15 protein-coding genes and 1 pseudogene are annotated in these 18,178 nt (G+C 57.3%); 11 read left to right on the top strand and 5 right to left on the bottom strand.

Going from position 1 to position 18,178, the window contains the following annotated elements:
* Positions 1-13: 13 nt before the first annotated feature.
* Both LOZ74_RS03040 and LOZ74_RS03035 read right to left on the bottom strand, forming a co-directional pair.
* Positions 14-994 carry an SPFH domain-containing protein gene (locus tag LOZ74_RS03040; RefSeq protein WP_230292839.1) on the bottom strand — a complete coding sequence of 327 codons (981 nt, stop codon included), beginning with the start codon at positions 992-994 and terminating at the stop codon, positions 14-16.
* Between the two features lie 56 nt (positions 995-1,050).
* Positions 1,051-1,305 carry a hypothetical protein gene (locus LOZ74_RS03035; protein ID WP_230292838.1) on the bottom strand — a complete coding sequence of 85 codons (255 nt, stop codon included), beginning with the start codon at positions 1,303-1,305 and terminating at the stop codon, positions 1,051-1,053.
* Positions 1,306-2,383: 1,078 nt separating this feature from the next.
* Between LOZ74_RS03035 and LOZ74_RS03030 the strand changes: the two genes are divergently transcribed.
* Genes LOZ74_RS03030 through LOZ74_RS03015 form a run of 4 tightly spaced genes read left to right on the top strand, consistent with a single transcriptional unit; the run spans position 2,384 to position 8,134 of the window.
* Positions 2,384-3,028 carry a hypothetical protein gene (locus tag LOZ74_RS03030; protein ID WP_230292837.1) on the top strand — a complete coding sequence of 215 codons (645 nt, stop codon included), beginning with the start codon at positions 2,384-2,386 and terminating at the stop codon, positions 3,026-3,028.
* Positions 3,025-5,169 (top strand): hypothetical protein, encoded by a 2,145-nt coding sequence (locus LOZ74_RS03025; protein WP_230292836.1) that lies wholly within the window; start codon positions 3,025-3,027, stop codon positions 5,167-5,169. Before LOZ74_RS03030 ends, LOZ74_RS03025 begins: the two co-directional genes overlap by 4 nt.
* Positions 5,166-6,164 (top strand): AAA family ATPase, encoded by a 999-nt coding sequence (locus LOZ74_RS03020; protein ID WP_230292835.1) that lies wholly within the window; start codon positions 5,166-5,168, stop codon positions 6,162-6,164. The genes LOZ74_RS03025 and LOZ74_RS03020 overlap by 4 nt, the downstream gene beginning before the upstream one ends.
* A gap of 32 nt (positions 6,165-6,196) precedes the next feature.
* Positions 6,197-8,134, top strand: coding sequence for a TniQ family protein (locus LOZ74_RS03015; protein ID WP_230292834.1), 1,938 nt, complete (start codon positions 6,197-6,199; stop codon positions 8,132-8,134).
* Between the two features lie 350 nt (positions 8,135-8,484).
* Here the strand turns inward: LOZ74_RS03015 and LOZ74_RS03010 are convergent, their stop codons facing one another.
* From LOZ74_RS03010 to LOZ74_RS03000, 3 genes are all read right to left on the bottom strand, one after another.
* Complete coding sequence (locus LOZ74_RS03010) at positions 8,485-9,381, bottom strand: sterol desaturase family protein (RefSeq protein ID WP_230292833.1); 897 nt, start codon at positions 9,379-9,381, stop codon at positions 8,485-8,487.
* A 14-nt stretch (positions 9,382-9,395) separates the two neighbouring features.
* Positions 9,396-9,818: an EF-hand domain-containing protein gene (locus LOZ74_RS03005; protein ID WP_230292832.1), complete on the bottom strand. Its 423-nt coding sequence runs from the start codon at positions 9,816-9,818 to the stop codon at positions 9,396-9,398.
* 127 nt (positions 9,819-9,945) lie between these two features.
* A complete protein-coding gene (locus LOZ74_RS03000; RefSeq protein WP_230292831.1) occupies positions 9,946-10,551 on the bottom strand; it encodes a hypothetical protein in 606 nt (201 codons plus the stop codon).
* Positions 10,552-10,744: 193 nt separating this feature from the next.
* Between LOZ74_RS03000 and LOZ74_RS02995 the strand changes: the two genes are divergently transcribed.
* The 7 genes and pseudogenes from LOZ74_RS02995 (at position 10,745) to LOZ74_RS02970 (ending at position 18,173) form a co-directional block, all read left to right on the top strand.
* Positions 10,745-11,467: a response regulator gene (locus LOZ74_RS02995; protein ID WP_230292830.1), complete on the top strand. Its 723-nt coding sequence runs from the start codon at positions 10,745-10,747 to the stop codon at positions 11,465-11,467.
* A complete protein-coding gene (locus tag LOZ74_RS02990) occupies positions 11,467-12,747 on the top strand; it encodes an ATP-binding protein (RefSeq protein WP_230292829.1) in 1,281 nt (426 codons plus the stop codon). Before LOZ74_RS02995 ends, LOZ74_RS02990 begins: the two co-directional genes overlap by 1 nt.
* Positions 12,748-13,038: 291 nt before the next feature.
* Positions 13,039-13,686, top strand: coding sequence for a hypothetical protein (locus tag LOZ74_RS02985; protein WP_230292828.1), 648 nt, complete (start codon positions 13,039-13,041; stop codon positions 13,684-13,686).
* A gap of 211 nt (positions 13,687-13,897) precedes the next feature.
* Complete coding sequence (locus tag LOZ74_RS02980) at positions 13,898-14,488, top strand: RNA polymerase sigma factor (RefSeq protein ID WP_230292827.1); 591 nt, start codon at positions 13,898-13,900, stop codon at positions 14,486-14,488.
* Positions 14,455-14,595, top strand: a pseudogene (locus LOZ74_RS18275) (FecR/PupR family sigma factor regulator); the annotation flags it as partial. The gene LOZ74_RS02980 and the pseudogene LOZ74_RS18275, both read left to right, overlap by 34 nt.
* A gap of 3 nt (positions 14,596-14,598) precedes the next feature.
* The gene (locus LOZ74_RS02975; protein ID WP_230292826.1) at positions 14,599-15,438 is read left to right on the top strand and encodes a FecR family protein; all 840 of its coding nucleotides are present in this window, start codon (positions 14,599-14,601) and stop codon (positions 15,436-15,438) included.
* Positions 15,439-15,674: 236 nt separating this feature from the next.
* Entirely contained in the window at positions 15,675-18,173 is a 2,499-nt protein-coding gene (locus LOZ74_RS02970; RefSeq protein ID WP_230292825.1) for a TonB-dependent receptor, read from the top strand.
* Positions 18,174-18,178 lie beyond the last annotated feature (5 nt).

Raw genomic sequence — 18,178 nt, 5'->3', positions numbered from 1 at the left:
AACCTCGTCCCGCTCAGCGTGTAAGCCTTGGGGAAGGCTTGCGGAATTCAGCGATGGCTGCGGCCAGCAGATCGGGAGAGACATTGAAGTGCTCGACGGTCTCGAGGGTCTCAGCCAGTTTCTGCGAGGCGAGGCCGATCAACATGGCGGGCGGGAGATCCCGATAGATGGCCACTCGTGCCGCTTCTGCCTCCGTCTTCGCCATCAGGAGCTTGCCGATGGAGTCCGCTTCAGCACTAGCCTCGACACTGCTGGTCTCAGCCTCAGCCTTGGCCTTGGCCAGCGCATTATTCGCCTCTTCGGCGATCAGATCCTTCTGGCGGCGGGCAAGCTCAATCTTAGTGGCGAGTTCGTTCTCGGCAATGGCCCGCTCCTTCTCGACAGCGAAAGCTCGGCGTTGGAACATGGCTTGGTCGGCCTTCTCCTGCAGAGCCTCGAATGTCGGTGTTTGCAATGCCCGCTCCAACTCCGAGGATGGAGCGAGATTAGCCAGTCGAACGGACACGACGGCGATGCCAATTTCGGCCAGACTATCATTGTCGGACAGTGCCTCTTCGAGCGTGTGCCGCAAAGGGCCCGGGCCAGCATCCAGCAACGCCTGCACCGATGCTTCGCTTAGCACCTGCAGCAGCGCTTGGTTGGCGATCCCGGTGATGCGCGCTTCGATCGCCTCGACAGGCTCGCGCTGCGGCTTGCCCGTCGTCAAATCGATAGAGAAATCGATCCGTTCAGCCAGCCTCTGCGAATCGACAACATGCCATCCGATCGATCCCTGCACCGAAACTGCCTGAAAGTCCTGGCTCCGGCCACGCAGAAACAGGGTCATCTCGCGATCATCCATGGGAATCTCGACGATGCTGGCCGATTGCAGTGCGAACCAGAACACGAGGCCACGACCGCTCTGTTTTACCCTGCCGCTACTAAAGCGAATGACATGATTGCTGACCTCGCTCTTGAGCTGCGCAAACAGGCCGAAATTGCGAATATGTGCCATCACCATCTCCATACAAACCGGGTTGATCTCTCGGATCGAGCCCGACGTGAAAGCATTCAAAAGTCGGAACAGTTGGGAGCAAGGATCGCCAAGGTGACCATGCAGCGTTCAATGAGGTCGACAGCCTCCACGGGCAATCGTGTCACGCCGAATATGGCCAGCGCCTCTTCGGTCGCATCGATCGGGTAGTAGGCTTCGGCAAGCCCCTGGACATGATCGTTGCAGTCTAGGCCGTGCTCGTTGAGCAGGCGACGATACGCGATGAGCTGGTCAAATTCGGCAAACCGGGCCGAGATGTTGCTCTCGGCCATTTGTCGCGCAATCTGGTGTGCGATGCCCAATCCTGCGGCGGAAGGGACCACTTTCAGGATAGTGAGTTTCTTCTGTTCCTGCCAGATTCCGCCCGTCTCATGCAGGATGGTCCTCCACCCCGATGTTGCCTCGGCTGGGGCCTTTCGAGCGAATGAAAGGACCAAACAGCAGTCCGACCTAGCCGAAGCCTGACTGCGCCCGCTCGACTGCCACTCCGCCAAGCATGTGATTGAGAAATCGGGCAGATCTTCAATGGAAACTTCGCCTCTTTGACCCGGTACACTCTCTGAGCCAAATGATGATGCGACCGAGGGAAATCGAACGTTGGTCGTGGGACGCTGGCTGAAATGCCGTCTTTCATAAATAGTCATGTTCTAATCCTGTAGAGAATCGAGAACAAAATATGAACACACAACCTATGCTAAGTCAAACCCCTTGCATTGTAGGAAAACAAAAAATTTTAAAATAACGTCATCCTAAAAATATAGACCGAGATCAGGAATTAGCCTTACTAACACTTTATATGTGGATAAATTCCGTTGCATAATGGAAATTATGCCCACTTTGTACATCATCTGTCCAATGAAATTAAAATAGACATAATTTCGAACGCACTTATAGCCAGCCGGTTTCAGACGAGATGGAGGACTTGGTGAGACATTCGCATGTATACAAACCGCCCAGAGATCCTGCTCCTCTTGAAAGACCTGGTATTTCTTGGCGGCTATGCTATCCGCGAAACTTAAAAATCGGTGGTCAGAGAGAATGCTTCACTTGGTCGCGCCACCATGCCGAAACTTCCCGAGTGCATGTCAGACCAGACCGAATAAAAGCATCACTCATGGGCCGCGCTTCGGCGCGGCCTTCTTGCTCGTTCCTACATTATTCTGACCTTTAAGGAGCGCGGCAATGGTAATAGCCAATGCACAAGTTCGAGCGCCACACGCACGTGCTATGGCCCACAAGCTCCGCCAACGAGCACCTTGGCCCGGGGGTTTGTCAATTTCAGACACCCCACTTCGACGAGAGGTGCGACGAGGAAATCCTAATCCGGCTGGCCACATTCTTTCCGCCAAAATGGGGCGGAAGCTTCAATATATTTCCCCAAATGAGAGAGCTTTTCTCCTGCTCTGCGAAATAGACCCGAACGTAATTCGAATCGCCGACAGGCCGATAGAGAGTTGCGTTACATTAAATGGCAAAAATGATCGTCATTTCCCCGATTACGCCGTCCTATCCGGAGGAAAAGTCGAAATACATGAGGTCAAGAGTGACGAGGTTTATTTTAGCGATCGGATTTTAATAGATCGCCTCTCTCGTCACGCAAGGGCAATCGAAGATGAGGGCGCCATCTACAGTGTTGCTCTAAGGAGCGAAATTATGGCAGAGCCCCAATATGAATGGGCAGCGCGTTTGTGGCCTTTCAGTACACATCGCATTAGCCTCCAAGCAGCAAATGCCGTGCTGATGACGGTGCAGGGCGGTCCGATTGTCGTAGCCGATTTAATGTCCAGTCTCTCCCGCAGTCTGGGATCAAACGCACCCTCGCGAGGATCTGTCTTGGGAATGGCCGCGCGCGGGGAGATATTTTGCGATCTCAATGGCCCCGTAGGCATTGAAACTGTTGTTCGCCCGTACGATCCGGCCGCCATGCCTGCACGCTTGCTTCCCATTCGAAGGCCAATTGACGATCTGCGAGATCGGTACGAGGTGGCTTCGTGAATTCGAATGAACCCACCGGCCAGCCATCCAAGGAAGACCAAGGACTCGTGCGACTGAAGATCCATCGCGGCTGTTCGCTCCTATGGAAAGGGCGCGTTGCCCGCTTCGAGCGCAGACAAGGATGTATCCTCGAATGGCGAGTAGACCAGACGTTTGAACATCTTCAGTTTACCGACCTCGAAATTGCCGAAGGCATAGCGTCTGGCGAAATCAAAATAAGCTCACCGAGTGACGCCGAAAGGCTAGATGCTGGCGAAGCAGTGTTACGCACGCGTATTCGCAACTTCAGCAAAAAGTCCATTGCGGAGGCCGACCGCAAATTACGCTACATGGTCGCAGCAAAGAATCTCGGCATCATAAACTGCTCTAAGAAGGAAAAGGAGAGGTTTCTCGAAAGGTTAAGAAAGGAAGCAAATCCCAAAGAACTCTCGTTGCCAAGCGTATCGGTTAGGACGCTTGAACGTTGGCTACTCGAAGACAATGGGCAATGTGAACGTACCCGCCTCATACCCAAACACCACTTGAAGGGTAATCGCAGCGATCGTCTATCGGAGCCGGTCCGAGAGATCGTCGAGCGTCGAATTGATGAACTTTGGATGGTCCGTCCTCGCGCGAACTTTAAAACTTTGCAAGCATTCATCAATGGTGACATCGACAGCTTGAATGCCACGCGCCCACCGAACATTAAGTACGATCATGTGGGTAAGAAAGCTCTCCGAAGCTCTTTAAGTCGGCGCAATCCAAGAGAGCTCGTAGCAGCTGAGTTCGGCGCTGCTGCTGCTGATGCTAAGTTTACCGGCCGCAGGACGCTTGCCGATCCAGATTTACCATTGGACCGGCTTGAGCTGGACAGTACTAAGGCGGACATTATCGTGCTTGATCCCGAAACCAGTCTTCCAATTGGAAGACCGTGGCTTGTGATCGCCACAGACCGCTGCACACGAATGCCAGCCGGCTTCGCGATAAGTTTCGATCCGCCGAGCATCCATACTGTCATGGAATGCTTGCGAAATGCGATCTTCCCTAAAACCTATCTTGTTGTGATGCGTCAGGAGCACGGATGGATCATAAAGCACGATTGGCCAGTTTATGGGAAGCCGCGTACGATCGCCTTGGACCAAGGGATGGAAAATCTGTCTGATTCCGTTCTCGAAACTTGTCTCGATATCGGAATCAACGAGGTCGCGATCATGGGCCGCCGCAGACCCTGGGAGAAAGGCGCCATCGAGCGGCTCATCGGAACGCTGTCCCTCGGGCTCTTTCATACAATTCGAGGCACGACCTATGCCAATATTTTGAAACGAGTTGGGTATAATCCGGAAAAGGATGTCGTAGCAACGCTAGAAGAGCTCGAGCATGGACTTCATGCATATCTTATCGACATCTATGCTCGCTCAGAACACAAAGGGCTGACCACTGGTGTACAGGGGCGCCCCATCGACGCGTGGAATGCTTTGATTGATGAGCAAGAGATCGAGATGATCCCTGACATTACTGAAGCACATCAGTTATTTGGCCGCAGCTTTGAAGCAACAATTAGCACCTCGGGTATACGTTACAAATCCATGCAGTATTATTCAGCCGAGGTGGTTGATGCACTAACAGATCGCAGTTTTTTAAAGCTCTCGCCGCGCCGTCGCGTGCGATGCCGCCTAAGCACCGGTGACATCAGTCAAATTTTCGTGGAGCTACCTCATACCGGAGAACTGCTGCCAGTGCCCATCGCTGAGAAATGGACAAAATATGCAACTGGGCTTTCCATTTGGCAACATGAACGGATCGTAGAGTATCGAAACGAGCAAATCAAAGCGGGTGAAGAAGCAGACGATCTAGCTGGGTGTCGCAGGCGGCTGTCAGAGGAAATGACAAAGGTCAAGCGAAACAAATCCGGACACAGGGTTTCAGCGAAACGATGGGAAGGCGTGTCGCGGCGGTCCCGAGCCGGCGGCAACTCTTCAACCACAGTTGCGGGTTCGAAAGCCCATGAACATGCGCAGAAAACGAAGGCGAAAAGATCCAATTCTTACACCAGCACGGCTGAGTTTTCGCCTCACAGTCGAATTGGCCCGAACGGTGACGCCTCGACTGCAACGGCGGCCCCTTCGCCGTACACCGGTCGCACAAAGAGTATCTTACAATGAGGCGTGACGAACTGCGAAACCGTCAGATGAAACTCTTGGGGAATGCATTTGTGCATCGCAAAGTTGAGCGCGACATCCATGCAGCGCTCGACATGTTGCGCGCCACTCGACTTGACACGAGAGAGCCCAGCAATGTCGTTATTCATGGGGCACCTGGTGTGGGCAAAAGCTTTATTATCGAACAGTACCTCTCGCAGCGACGACACATTAGCCGAGAGAACGGAAGCCTTCGGCAAGATTTGCTTGCAATCGAATTGGAGGGCGCCACGTCTCCTGTCCTAATAGCCGCTGAGATGGCTGCCCAGCTAGGACTGAGCGAGCTTCCGAGGGGGCGTATTGCTTCCGATACGGGGCCCATAACACACGCGGTCAAACATCAAATGCTGATGCAAGGTGTCGAGATGATCATCATTGACGAATTTCATCATATCGCACCTAACGAAGGGTATGGCACCGCTAGCCGAATAGCTCGTTGGGTGAAGAGCCTTTCAAAGAAGAAGGAGCGCTCCCGTCAAGCCCCATTCGGCCAACGCGAGGCAAATATTCCAATCGTGATGGTTGGAACAAGAAAGGTTCATGACTTAGTATTAAAAGATCCTGAGCTTCTGAGTATCACACCTTACTTCTTTGAGATCGGTCGATACACTCATGATACTCCCGAAGAGCAAAGAAGGTGGCAGATGCTACTAGCTGATCTCGACGACAAATTGCCCTTCAGTGAGTTTTCAGGCCTTGGGAATCCTGTTCTCGCATTTAAAATTCATCAGGTAACCTATGGCTTTCTTCGCCAGCTCAGCCAATTGATAATGGAAGCAGGACGTCTCGCGATAGAACGTGGCCTGTCTCGAATTGGCGAGGCCGAACTGTACGAGTCCGTGAACAATCAACGTCTTCTCCTAAGAGTCGGAAATATTCTCGACTGTGGCAGCCACACAGAAAGGAGTAGCATCTCCAACCCATTCGATAGCGGCCAATCTAAACCCATGGAAAGCTAAGAAGTTCTTCGACACCGAGAGGATCTTGAACTATGTCGCAATTGCCGCAGAGATTGTACCCCCGCTCCGGTGAATCCGTACATGGTTTTACTAGGCGTCTCGCGGAAATTAACGGGATTACATTGTCGGCAGTTTTGAAGCTGGCAGGTATCGGTCAGATCACTGCTGCTTGTGAAGATGCTCGGTGGGAAAATCTAGCAAAAGCGGCAGGAATCGCAGCAGATTCTTTTACGCAAATGCAATGTAGACCAGCCAATATCCCTACAGCTCCAGGAGCTGTGACATTCATGGGACATGCGGTTCGGCCTAGCCATCTGGCACGAAATAGACTTCGTGTCTGCCCAGAGTGCATTCGAACTGGCGGAACGCTGCAAGATGCATGGTCCATTTGTCATGTCACATGTTGCGCTACGCATAAATGTCAACTTCTCGATACCTGCGACAAATGTGATCGCAAGCTAAGTTTTTACAATGCGGGTACGGAATACGCTTGGTCTTGTGTTTGTGACAAAGAACTCGCCGACCTCCCCGTACTACCGGCGTCCAAGCTGGCCGTAGCAACCACGGAGCTTCTTTATCCAATCCTCGGTCGTACAGAGGTAACTGGCTATGTCTCTTTGGCAAAGGAAAATACTACAAAACATTCACTGTTTAGCAAGTTATGCCTAAACGATCTACTAGCGACGATTGACCTAATCGGCACGGCAGCGTGTACTCCTGCTGATCTAGATGAAATTATCGGTCATAATAAGGCGGCTTATGGCTCAGCGGGGCCGGCACGGCGAATAGAAGATATAGCTTCCAGAACCGAGGTCGCCATTCGGATCATGCAAGATTGGCCAAAGGCGTGGTTCGAGCTGCTAGACGATATTGCATCCAGAACGCCCGCACCCCCTGCCGGCGCAACTGCGCGCGATATCCTATCGACGCGCATTGGGCGGCAATGCTTAACGCCCGTGCGGGGTTTGAACGGCATCCCCCTAACTGTCATCGCCTCCACAACCCACGCTTGGCTGAAGACTCGCCACAACTGTAATATTCGAAAGGGTCCAGCGACTATCCAGAATTCGGTCGCTCTTCTAATCGGTCGAGCAATGCCAGCCGGTGCAATCGTGAAGCATCTGGGAGTGCGATATTACTTTGCGGATTTTCGCCGTATTTACCAACAGACATTGGACATAATGGCTGAGGAGAATGTTAGTGGGTCGCCTGAGGCGCTTGGTGCCGAATTGCTCGAGCGTGTCACGCAGCAATGGTTGAGACTAGAGCGGACAGTACCCTCATTTGAAGCGTCAGAAATGATCGAGGGTTTGGCCCGAGAACGGCGATTGACGGGTTGGGACCATCCGAGTCTGATAATGCCCGCTTCTGAATTCAACCAGTACGCCAAGAAACGTAAGTCGAGTTATCATGTGGAAGACGTCTCTAAAATTCTAAATAGGATAAAAGAATTTTCTCTAAAAGTTGATGACACCAATGGCCTACACCACTTGACGACAGATTTAATGCGAAGAACACTCACGCCTTATTACACAAAGACGCAGTTTTTACTCGACATCTTTAGTCGCCATATTCCTACATACAGGACAGTCGACCACCCTCGTCTATGTGATCTATATGCGAAATTGGATGATACAAGGTGTCGTGGTTCTTCTTATCGGGCGATTGGTCTTTTTCAAGCTGACGCAATGCTGCAAGCGCGACCGCTCAACAACATGATCGAGTTACAATGGGGTGAGGACGTTCGATTGAAGACATCCGACAGCCGTTTACTTCGAGAAGCGGAAAAAATTCGGTTCGAAGAAACAATAATTTGGAATAAAACCGAAAAAAGATTTCATGTAAATTATCGCTATAGCGTCCGAGATACATTACATTATTTCAAAGAGGCCGTTGGCAGCCCTCGCGATCCGGACTTGAATGTCTTTCTTGAAAATTCGATTAAAATAAGTCAGTTAAACAAAAGCTAACCGTATTAAATGCGTTATGATCCCGCAAATGTTGGACGCCCAAATCTGGACCGCAGAAATGGATCCGCAGCTCCGGCCACGCCTTTGTTAGCCTGAGATCGAAGCGATCGTTCCAACCTTTCTAATCCCGCAAACTTCTTGACGATCAACCGACACTGTCTGGTTGATAGGCTGCGCCAACTTATGGGCTTTGTATTTTACCCCGCGCCAACTTATGGGGGTATAGCAGCGACAGCTTATGAGAGCATCATTCCAATCAAAATTGAAGATTTTCAATATCTTCGCTGCGCAGCTTATGCGAGCCCCGACAGCCTGATGCGACCGGAATGAGGGCGATTGGTCGCGCGCCCTTATGCATCCTGTTTGGCAGAGTGCAGTTCTTTCCCTGATCGCGACTGGCGAATGGCGGTCGCCAGCGCCTTGCTGTGGCCGGGCGACGAAAAAAGGATCGCGGCTACCTCACGCAAGTCTCGCGCCAGCCTTACATCCTGCCAGATCGCCGCAAGCTCGTGCAGACCGATCCAGAACGGATTGCGGCTGTCCAGCCGATGGACAAGGCCGTAATCCGGACGGCGATCCTTGCGCTCTGCACGGAATGTACCGAACAGGCGATCGAATACGATAACCACGCCGCCGAAGTTGCAGTCCAGATATTCGCTTTCCCTGCTGTGGTGACACCGGTGGTGGGACGGTGTGTTGAGCAAATATTCAAACCAACCGAGCCGGCCGACAAGTTCTGTATGGAGGAACAGCTGGTAAAGCAGGTTGGTCCCCAGCAGTCCCGCCACCATCAGAGGAGGAAAGCCGACAAGCACGAGCGGTACGAAGAACAGCCAGCTCCCCATCAGCGTGCCGAACCAGCCGAGACGGTAGGCGCTGGGCAGGACGAACTCGTTAGAGGAATGATGAACCGCGTGATTGGCCCAGAACCAGCGCACGGTGTGGCTGAAACGATGGAACCAGTAATAGGCAAGTTCGACCCCGATGAAGCAGGCGGCCCAGACCCGCCAGTCATTCATGGGCAGGTGCCACGGCGCCATCTCTTGGGCACCGAACAGGACAAACCCCGTCACCACCCCGCCGATCTGTTTGGGGACTATACCCAGCAGCATGACACCCATGCTCGCCGCCGCCGCGCGCAGGTCATACCCCCTCCGAGATGCCCAGCGCCGCCACCCGAATTCAAACAGGGCGACCGACAGGACCAACAAGAGGATGAGCGGACGAAACTCGCCCGCCCCGTCCATAAGGCCAATGTTAGTCACCGGTTCTTCGACGTGTTCTGGAGCGTCGCGCGTGCCGCATCGAGCTCCTGACTGGTGACATAGCCGTCACGGTTGGCATCGGCCATGTCGAACGCGGTGGTGGCCCCGTTGTCGAACTCGCTGCGCGAAATGACGCCGTTGCCGTCGGCATCCAGGCCGGCGGTGCGTTCCTTGATCATGCGGGCAGCCTTCGCCATGCGCGGCATATCGCCATCGTCGAGTACGCCGTTCCCGTCGCGATCCAGACGATCGAACTGCTGGGACCGGTAGCTTACGAACTCGGCCTTCGAGATTTTGCCGTCATGATCGGAATCGGCCTTGGCCATCTGGTCCATCATGCGGGTGCCGTCCTGCGCAGCGGCAGGTGTGGCGAGAGCCAGCAGGAACGCGCTGGCGCCAAGGGAGAGAGCAATCTTCATGTCTGTTTCCATGTCATCTTGTTCCGGGTGCATGACTCCCCCCGCAGGCCCGGGCGGGAGTGTACGGGACGGCCAGAGCGGACGGAGCCATGCGTTCGGTGAGGCGTGTGGAGAGGTTTGTATGGGGTCAGCGGGTCGGGCAGGCGACGGGTTCGCCGTTTGCATTGCTGCACGAATGGCTATGCACGGGCTTTCCGGTATCGGGATCGATGGTCGTCGCGCCATTATAGGTGTTGCCTGACGCATTGCCGGTCACGCTCGTCTCGCTGCCACCGCTCCACGATCCATCTGCATTGCGAGAGAAATCGCTGCTTGTCGCAGCGCTTCCGCGTTCGCCGCTGGCACTGGCGGAGCCGCTGCGGTTCCAGCCTTCGCCGCGCGTGCCGCTCGTGCTTGACTGCCTGTTTGCCGTCGCACCCGTAGCGGTCTGCACCGCCGCGCCGCGCTGCGCGGAATATGCGCCCGTGGCTTCGTCATAGGTTGCGGTTCCGGCGCGAGCGGCCCTGCCGCCCTGTGCAGTCCGCCGCGCGCCGCCACTGGCGACAGTCGTCGACCCGTCATCGTTCTGTACGCGGCCCCGGCCGCGCACCGCCGCGCCGCCCGCTGCGTTCTTTGTGGCAGTCACGGTGCCATTGCTGCCGCGTGCCTTGACGCGCACCTGCGCATCGGCGGCACCGGCGGCCAGTACGGCCGACATTGCTGCAACGGCGCTCATGATCCTGATGGTTTTCATTGCGGTAACTCCTGCTCTTCATGGGGCAGGACCACATCGGCCCTGCTGACGGGCCCGTTTCACCACATGGATGTATCGCGGGAATGTCGCGGGAAGGCCGATTTGCTACCGGTGATTACAGACCGGCCTTCTCGTCACATTTCGAAACATCTTCGTCTCGCGCCTTTGGTAGAGGCATGGCAAAAGAGGGCCGATGACATCGACAGCCCCTCCCGAAACGAAACCCGCGCGCGTGCTGGTCGTCGATGACGATCCCGAATTGCGGAGCCTCCTGCAGCGCTTTCTGGGCGAACACGGTTTCAAGGTGCGCACCGCAAGCGGCGGGGACGAGATGGACCGCGAACTTGCCCGCCAACCGGTGGATATCATCGTGCTGGACCTGATGATGCCGGGCGAGGACGGCCTTGCCCTGACGCGCCGCCTGCGCGCGGCGGGAGAAAACGTGCCGATCCTGATGCTGACGGCTCGGGGCGATCCGGTGGACAGGGTGCTGGGCCTTGAAATGGGTTGTGACGACTATCTGGCCAAGCCGTTCCTCCCGCGCGAACTTGTCGCTCGCCTGTCCGCGATCCTCAGGCGGATGGGGCCTGCCGTGGCGTCAGGCGAAGACATGGTCGTCTTCGGGCCCTATCGCCTTGATATAAGCGGGCATTGCCTGACCCGGGATGGCGCACAAATCGCTCTTTCCTCGCGAGAGTTCGCGCTATTGGCCGCGCTGGCGCAGGCACGGGGCCGCACATTGTCGCGCGCGACGCTTGTCGAGCGGGCTATCGGACGCGATGCCGAAGTGACCGACCGGGCGATCGATGTCGCCATCGCGCGGCTCAGGAAGGCGATTGGCGACGATCCGCAGGACCCGCGATGGGTACGCACGATCTGGGGCAGCGGTTACATGCTGGCCACCGGCGCCGAGTAATGTTGCGCTCGCTCTTCGGCCGAAACTTTACGCTGCTTGTCGTAATGGTGCTGATGGCCCAGCTTGCCGCGGGGCTTGCGTTTTCGGCTTTCATCATCCGTCCGCAACTTGACCGCGCAACTTCCATCGTGGCCGACATGGTGGTCAATCTCTCGCTGACGCTTGAGGCTGTCCCAGCGGATCGACGGGCTGAGGTGGTCGCGCAATATGCCCGCCAGAAGTCGGTTATCATCCTGCCCGACAGCGCGGAACCTAAGGGGGAAGGGCACCGCCCGCGCCTTCTGGAACGTGCCTATTTGCGCATGCTCTCGGACCGGCTGGAGGAGCAGGGGCCGATATCGTGGCAGATGGATGCGAACCAGAGGCTATGGCTTCGTATCAGGCTTGCGGACGAAAAATACTGGATGGCACTGGAAAGCCCGCGCCTGTGGACACCGATCACGACGCTCAGCCTCGTGATCGTGATCACGCTCATAGCCGCCGCGATTGCAGGGTATCTGGTCCAGAAGCGCCTTTCGGCCCCTCTGGAAAAAGTAGCACGCGCCGCTGACAGCTTCGATCCGCAGCACCCGCTCGAACATCTGCCCGAAGACGGCCCGACAGAAGTTGCCAGGCTATCCGCATCGTTCAACCGCATGAGCGACAGGCTGAGCGCAGTCGAGCGCGAACGCGAGATCATGCTGGCAGGGATAAGCCATGACCTGCGCACGCCGCTTGCCAAGCTTCGCCTGTCGATCGCCATGATGGGCGGCGAAGAGCCAGATCTGCTCGAAACATGCGACCGGCAGGTCGATACGCTCGACGCGATGCTGAGCCAGTTTTTCGATTTCGCTCGCGGTTTCGACGATGAACCGGTCGCACATGTCGCGCTTCTCTCGCTCATCGCCAACGCCGTCTCGCGCGCCGACGCTGAGGAAAGGGTTGCCGTAAACTGCCCCGCAGAGCTGTATCTGCCCGCACGCCCCGAGGCTCTGACCCGCGGGATTTGCAATATCGTGCGCAATGGCGTGGTTCATGGCGCACAACCGGTGACAATCGATGCCCTGCGGATGAAAGATGCGGTCGAGCTGCGCATTTCGGACAATGGCCCCGGCTTTGCCATCGAAGAGGAGGCACGCATAACCGCCCCCTTCACTCGCGGAAATGCCGCGCGCAGCACGGCCGGAACGGGGCTGGGTCTTGCCATTGCGAAAAGAGCGGTCGCTGCCAATGGCGGCTCGCTCAGCTTCGAGCGTAACGGCACTTTCACCGCGGTTCTGACGATACCGGTCCAGATCTGACCGCAGAGCAAACCCTGTCGTTTGCCCACATTCGAGCGCAGGCCAAATCAGCCAGCAAACCGGGCACAATAACCCGCGCCGGTGTTTGGCGAACATTGCGAAGCAGCCGGTTATCCGCCTATGCGGAGCGGATGGGAAACGGATCGTCCGCCCCGGACATATCTGCGAACCCGTTGCCGCCGCCTATCGCAGCCGTCGTTTTCCCGTGCACATCTATGACCGATATGTGGTCGGCGCCGGGCCATCACCACCGTCCAGAGCTTTGCTCTACGCTTGAACAGGGACTGCCAGATGACGAATTTTTGCAAGCTTCGGGACAAGGCCAATGGTCTTCGGATGCGGCATGCAGCCATCTGGAGGGCGATAACAGCAAGCGCCATAATAGCCGCAAGCCTGCCGTCTGGAGCAAGTGCATCCGCTGGTGACACCCTGTCCGAAGCCACCGATCAGCGTCCTGGTGAAGAGGATGATGGATACGCCGGTTTTCTAGCGAAATATGTCGCATGGTCGAGCACTGTGGAAGCCGAGGGACTGGAACAGGGAACGCCGCTAACGGCGACACAGATCGAGCTCGCCAGTCTGATCGGGATCGAGCATCCCGAAAAAGTGCGTCTGGTCTATGCTGACGCCGTCCCGTTCCCGAACGAGGACGAGGAGATGCGAAAAATCGGCGAGAATCTCGGCTTTATCGGGCCTGGCATCACCAATAATGCCCAGGCATTTGGCTACACGATCTGGGTGCGCAACGGCTTCACGCTCGACCGTCCCAGCCTGGCCCATGAACTGGTGCATGTCGCGCAAATCGAACGGGCCGACAGTTTCGGCGATTATGTCGAGGAGTATATGAAGCAGCTTCTCGAATATGGACATGCCGACATGCCGCTGGAAGTCGAAGCATACGAAGCCAATCGGGAGTATAAAAAGGATTCGATCGGCTAGGCCATCTTGCCTTTGCCGGTCCGCTTGCCATCCGTTCAAAACTTATTGCAAACCGGCTTTAGCCAACTGCTCCGGCGCGGCAGGTGGGGGCTTTGCCGGCGGGACGGGCCTATTGCGCCTGGCAAAAAACGGCTCGGCACGACGCGCATGACTGCAAACTGTCACCTTGGCCACCTATCCGGCGCGCGGAAACACGCTTTTGAGGTGCGGAATGGCCTGGCTCCGTCCAATCGACCAATGGTTCGCCGACCGGGTCTTCGTCTTTCAGTCGAAACATCGCGCCTATGCCATGCGGCTGACCGGCGATCGCGACGAAGCAGAAGATCTGGTGCAAGAGGCCTATGCCCGCCTGTTCCGCCTGACCAACTGGGCGGAAATCGCCAATCCGCACGCATTCACCATGCGCGTCATCCACAACGAGGCAGTGGAACGCTTTCGCAAGGCGCAGGTCGTGCAACTCGACCGGTCAATATCGCTTCAGGCGCTGGAGCCGGTGGACGAACAGCCTCTGCCGGACCGCATCGCCATCGCGCGGGACGATCTGCAACGCATGGCGGGCCATTTCGAAAACCTTCCCGAACGTTGCCGTGAAGCGGTGCATTTGCGTAAGATCGAAAATCTTTCGCCTCGCGAAGTAGCGGCAAAGATGGAAATTTCCGTCTCGACCTTGGAGAAGCATTTGTCCAAAGGTCTTCGTCTGCTGGCCAAATGGCAATCCGTTGATGGCCACGGCACCGACGAAACACGCGTAACGGAACCCGCTGACGAATGTCGCACGATGCGAAATCACGGGACGAAATAGCGGCGACGGCCGCCGGTTGGCTCGTCCGGCTGGATGCCGGCTCGGCGGATCCCGCCGACTTCGATGCCTGGCGGAACAGCGATCCGCGCCATGCTTCCGTTTTTGCGCAAATGGCCGCCACGTGGAAGCAATCGGGCGACCTTCGCTGGGCGGCTGCGGCCGAAGAGCCTGCTGCGCCCCCCGATCCCACGCCGGATTCCACCGCTGTTGAGGAAGCCGCTCCGGCATGGCCGGGCATGAACCGCCGCACGGCGGTTACCGGGCTTGCCGCGGCCGTCGCCGCCATGGTCGCGGGTACCGGCTATTGGATGCAAACGCGGCGCGATTCCGCCGCCACCGGCATTGGCGAGCGGCGCATATTGCGCCTGCCGGGCGGTGCGCTGGCCAATCTCAACACCGGAACAGAGATCGCCTGGCGTATTGGCGACACGCTCGAAGTCTGGGTCGAAAAGGGCGAGGTCGCGCTCCAGCTGGCTGGCGAAGGGGCATCGCGCGCGGTGCTGCATGCCGCCACGATCCGCGCTGAACTGGCGGGCGGCGCCTATAATCTTCGCCTGTTCGATCAGGGCCCCCGCCTTGCGGTCATGGCGGGTACGGCCGTCGTCAGCGGGACGAACGGCTTTGCCGAAACGCTGCGGGCGAACGAAGTGCTGACCGGCGATGCGTCGGGCTATACCAAGGCGCCGCTGAGCAGCGAGGAGCGAGCGCAGGCCGATGCATGGCAGCGCGGCGAGATCATTTTCGACGGCATGGAACTTGCCGACGCTCTGGACGAGTTCAACCGCTATTTGTCGGAGCCGATCCGGCTGGCCGATCCGGCGATCGGTGCCATCCGGCTGGGCGGGCGTTTCCGCACCGAGGATCCGTCCGGTTTCCTGCAAAGCCTGAACGACGGTTTCGGGATCGAAAGCAGGCGCGGCGATTCCTCTATCCTGCTGTACCAGCAATAGAAATCCGCGCCGATGGAGGGCCGGGAGCCTTCCCGTGCGCTCCCTGCCAAAAAATTTTGCAGCCGCGATAGCGGAATTCCCGTCCGCCTCCGTCTTGGGGGCAGGGTGTTCAAACACAGGCCCGGCAGTGCCGCCATCCGGCGCGCGCGCAGCAATGCGCAGCGCGATTCCGGACGCGGGTAAGTCGTGTCTGAAGCAGGGACGCCCGTGAACGGATTTCACCTCATGGGGGTTTTATGAAAAAGCAGTCTATCGCGGTTTCGGCCATTTCCCTGGCGGCGGCTCTGGCCGTTCCCGCCTTCGCACAGGAAGCCTCTCCACCGCAGGAGGACGCGGCGAGCGAAGGACAGCGGGGCGGCGGATTCGACGAGATTATCGTGACCGGCCGTGCAGGCGGTGCGGAATTGCGCAAGGCCGAAGCCAGCTATGCCATCACCACGCTGAGCGACGAGGCGCTGCGGGTAACCAACCCCGTCTCGGCGGCGGAGACTTTCAAGCTGGTCCCGGGCTTCTGGGTGGAATCCTCGGGCGGCGAGGGTTCGAACAATGTCCGCGCACGCGGCATTCCGACCGACGGCTATTCCTCGGTCTCGTTGCATGAAAACGGCATTTCGGTGCAATATGACGGCGGGCTCGGCTATCTGAATGCCGACCAGTCGTTCCGTTTCGATGAGACGATCGCCCGTGTCGAAGCGGTGCGCGGCGGCCCCGCTTCGATCTATGCGCCAAATGCTCCGGGCGGCGTAGTCAATTTCATCACCCGCAAGGGCAGCGACAATCCCGGCGGCCTCGTGAAATACACATGGGGCGATTACGGGCTGAACCGGGTCGATGCCTATTACGGGACCAGCCTTGGCGACAGCTGGGGCGTGTTCGTCGGCGGATTTTATCGCGAAAGCGACGGCATGCGCGACATGGGTTTCAAGGCCGAAAAGGGCGGCCAGATCCGCGGCACGATCGACTATGACGACGGTCGCAACAGCTTTGCGCTGGATGTGAAACATATCGACGACAAGGTCCCGTTCTACCTGCCGGTGCCGCTGACCTATGACGAGGATGGCGACATTACCGACGTACCGGGCTTCGACTCGCGCTCGGACACTCTGGCAGGCGGCGATACGCGCCGTGTCGATATCCTGAATGTGGGCCAGCCCTATGATTTCGACCTGTCAGAAGGCACGCACACCCAGCTCACGCAGGTTACGCTGACCGGTTCGCTGGCGCTGGGCGATGTCGTCACACTGGAATCGAAAACCCGCTACAAGGATGCCGACATCCTGCGCAACGCCGTGTTCCCCACCGGCAATGTGACGCCGCTTGACGATTATCTGGCATCGCTTTCGGGCGCGCTGGCCGCATTTCCGGGCGCGAGCGAACTGCAGGCCCGCTATGTCAGCGACGGCGCAGTGCTGACGTCGGCAACGAACGGCAACGGGCTGGTTGTCGGCGGCAATCTGCTGTCCGTTTCGGTTCCGATCGAGGAAATCATCACCGACAATCGCCTTGTCGCGGATATCGAGGCAGCCGGCACCCATAATCTCGCGCTGGGCATGACCTATGGCAGCGCCGATTATCGTTTCGACCGGTATATGGGGACAACGCTGCTAGACGTGCAGGGCAATGCCCGCTTCGTCGATGTGGTGGCGCTCGATGCCAATGGCGAAGTGGTGGGTTCGGTCACCGACAATGGCTTCCTGCGCTATGGCTCGATCTATGACAACGTATCAATGGGGGCGGAAAACTTCGCCATTTATGGCGGCGACGAATGGCAGGTCACGCCGGAACTGCGGATCGACGCCGCGGCCCGCTGGGAACGCACCAGCATCAAGGGCGTGGTCGCGCAAAAGACGACCGTCAGCCTTGGCGATGACAGCACCCTGGCCGATGATAATGTGCTGACCGGCAGCGGCGCCTATACCACGGTCGACCAGTCCTTCGACGACTGGGGCTGGACCGTCGGCGTGAATTACCAGTTCTCGCGCTATGCGGGCGTTTTCGCGCGCTATACCGATACGTTCCGCCTGCCCAGCGCCGGCGAATACAACGGCAATCCGACCCGCACCGACCAGCGTTCGGTGCCGATCAAGATGGCCGAGCTCGGCTTCAAATATGGCAGCGATGTCTTCAACCTGTTCGCCACCGGTTTCTACTCGAAGTTCGAAGGCGTCAGCTTTACCAATTACCGCTTCAACGAAGAAACGAACCAGTACGACGATCCGCAGGTCGTGATCGCCGATACCGAGACATGGGGCGTTGAACTGGAAGCGCTGGTAAAGCCGGTGGAGTTCTTCGATTTCGCGCTTCAGGCGACATGGCAGGATCCGCAGTACAAGGGCTTCACCTATACGGATCAGGGCGGCAATGTCGTCGATTACGATGGCAACCAGCTGATCCGCGTGCCGCAGCTGGCCCTGCGCGCCGTGCCGGGTGTCAACCTGTTCGACGGCCGCCTGCGCGCCGAACTGGAAGTGGAACATTACACCAAGCGTTATCCCGATATCGCCAACAACCAGACGCTGCCATCCTATACGCAGCTTAACATCAATGCGCGGGGCGAGGTTACGGAGAATATCGTGCTCGGCCTCAACATCATGAACCTGACGGACGAGCTTGGCCTGACCGAGGGTAATCCGCGCGCCGGATCGTTCGACGCAGGCGATGCGAATTCGGAATATTTCCTTGCGCGTCCGGTGTTCGGCCGCACGGTCCGGGCATCGCTGAGCTTCCGGTTCTGATGCTT

It is taken from the genome of Croceicoccus sp. Ery5, from assembly GCF_020985325.1.
Lineage (GTDB): Bacteria > Pseudomonadota > Alphaproteobacteria > Sphingomonadales > Sphingomonadaceae > Croceicoccus.
This window is presented reverse-complemented; position numbering and strand designations above follow the sequence as displayed.

Bases quoted from the DNA above. Each gene is read 5' to 3' on its own strand.
- LOZ74_RS03040 (WP_230292839.1), bottom strand. From the start codon at position 994: ATGGCACATATTCGCAATTTCGGCCTGTTTGCGCAGCTCAAGAGCGAG.
- LOZ74_RS03035 (WP_230292838.1), bottom strand. From the start codon at position 1,305: ATGGCCGAGAGCAACATCTCGGCCCGGTTTGCCGAATTTGACCAGCTC.
- LOZ74_RS03030 (WP_230292837.1), top strand. From the start codon at position 2,384: ATGGGGCGGAAGCTTCAATATATTTCCCCAAATGAGAGAGCTTTTCTC.
- LOZ74_RS03020 (WP_230292835.1), top strand. From the start codon at position 5,166: ATGAGGCGTGACGAACTGCGAAACCGTCAGATGAAACTCTTGGGGAAT.
- LOZ74_RS03015 (WP_230292834.1), top strand. From the start codon at position 6,197: ATGTCGCAATTGCCGCAGAGATTGTACCCCCGCTCCGGTGAATCCGTA.
- LOZ74_RS03010 (WP_230292833.1), bottom strand. From the start codon at position 9,381: ATGGACGGGGCGGGCGAGTTTCGTCCGCTCATCCTCTTGTTGGTCCTG.
- LOZ74_RS03005 (WP_230292832.1), bottom strand. From the start codon at position 9,818: ATGAAGATTGCTCTCTCCCTTGGCGCCAGCGCGTTCCTGCTGGCTCTC.
- LOZ74_RS03000 (WP_230292831.1), bottom strand. From the start codon at position 10,551: ATGAAAACCATCAGGATCATGAGCGCCGTTGCAGCAATGTCGGCCGTA.
- LOZ74_RS02995 (WP_230292830.1), top strand. From the start codon at position 10,745: ATGACATCGACAGCCCCTCCCGAAACGAAACCCGCGCGCGTGCTGGTC.
- LOZ74_RS02990 (WP_230292829.1), top strand. From the start codon at position 11,467: ATGTTGCGCTCGCTCTTCGGCCGAAACTTTACGCTGCTTGTCGTAATG.
- LOZ74_RS02985 (WP_230292828.1), top strand. From the start codon at position 13,039: ATGACGAATTTTTGCAAGCTTCGGGACAAGGCCAATGGTCTTCGGATG.
- LOZ74_RS02980 (WP_230292827.1), top strand. From the start codon at position 13,898: ATGGCCTGGCTCCGTCCAATCGACCAATGGTTCGCCGACCGGGTCTTC.
- LOZ74_RS02975 (WP_230292826.1), top strand. From the start codon at position 14,599: ATGGCCGCCACGTGGAAGCAATCGGGCGACCTTCGCTGGGCGGCTGCG.
- LOZ74_RS02970 (WP_230292825.1), top strand. From the start codon at position 15,675: ATGAAAAAGCAGTCTATCGCGGTTTCGGCCATTTCCCTGGCGGCGGCT.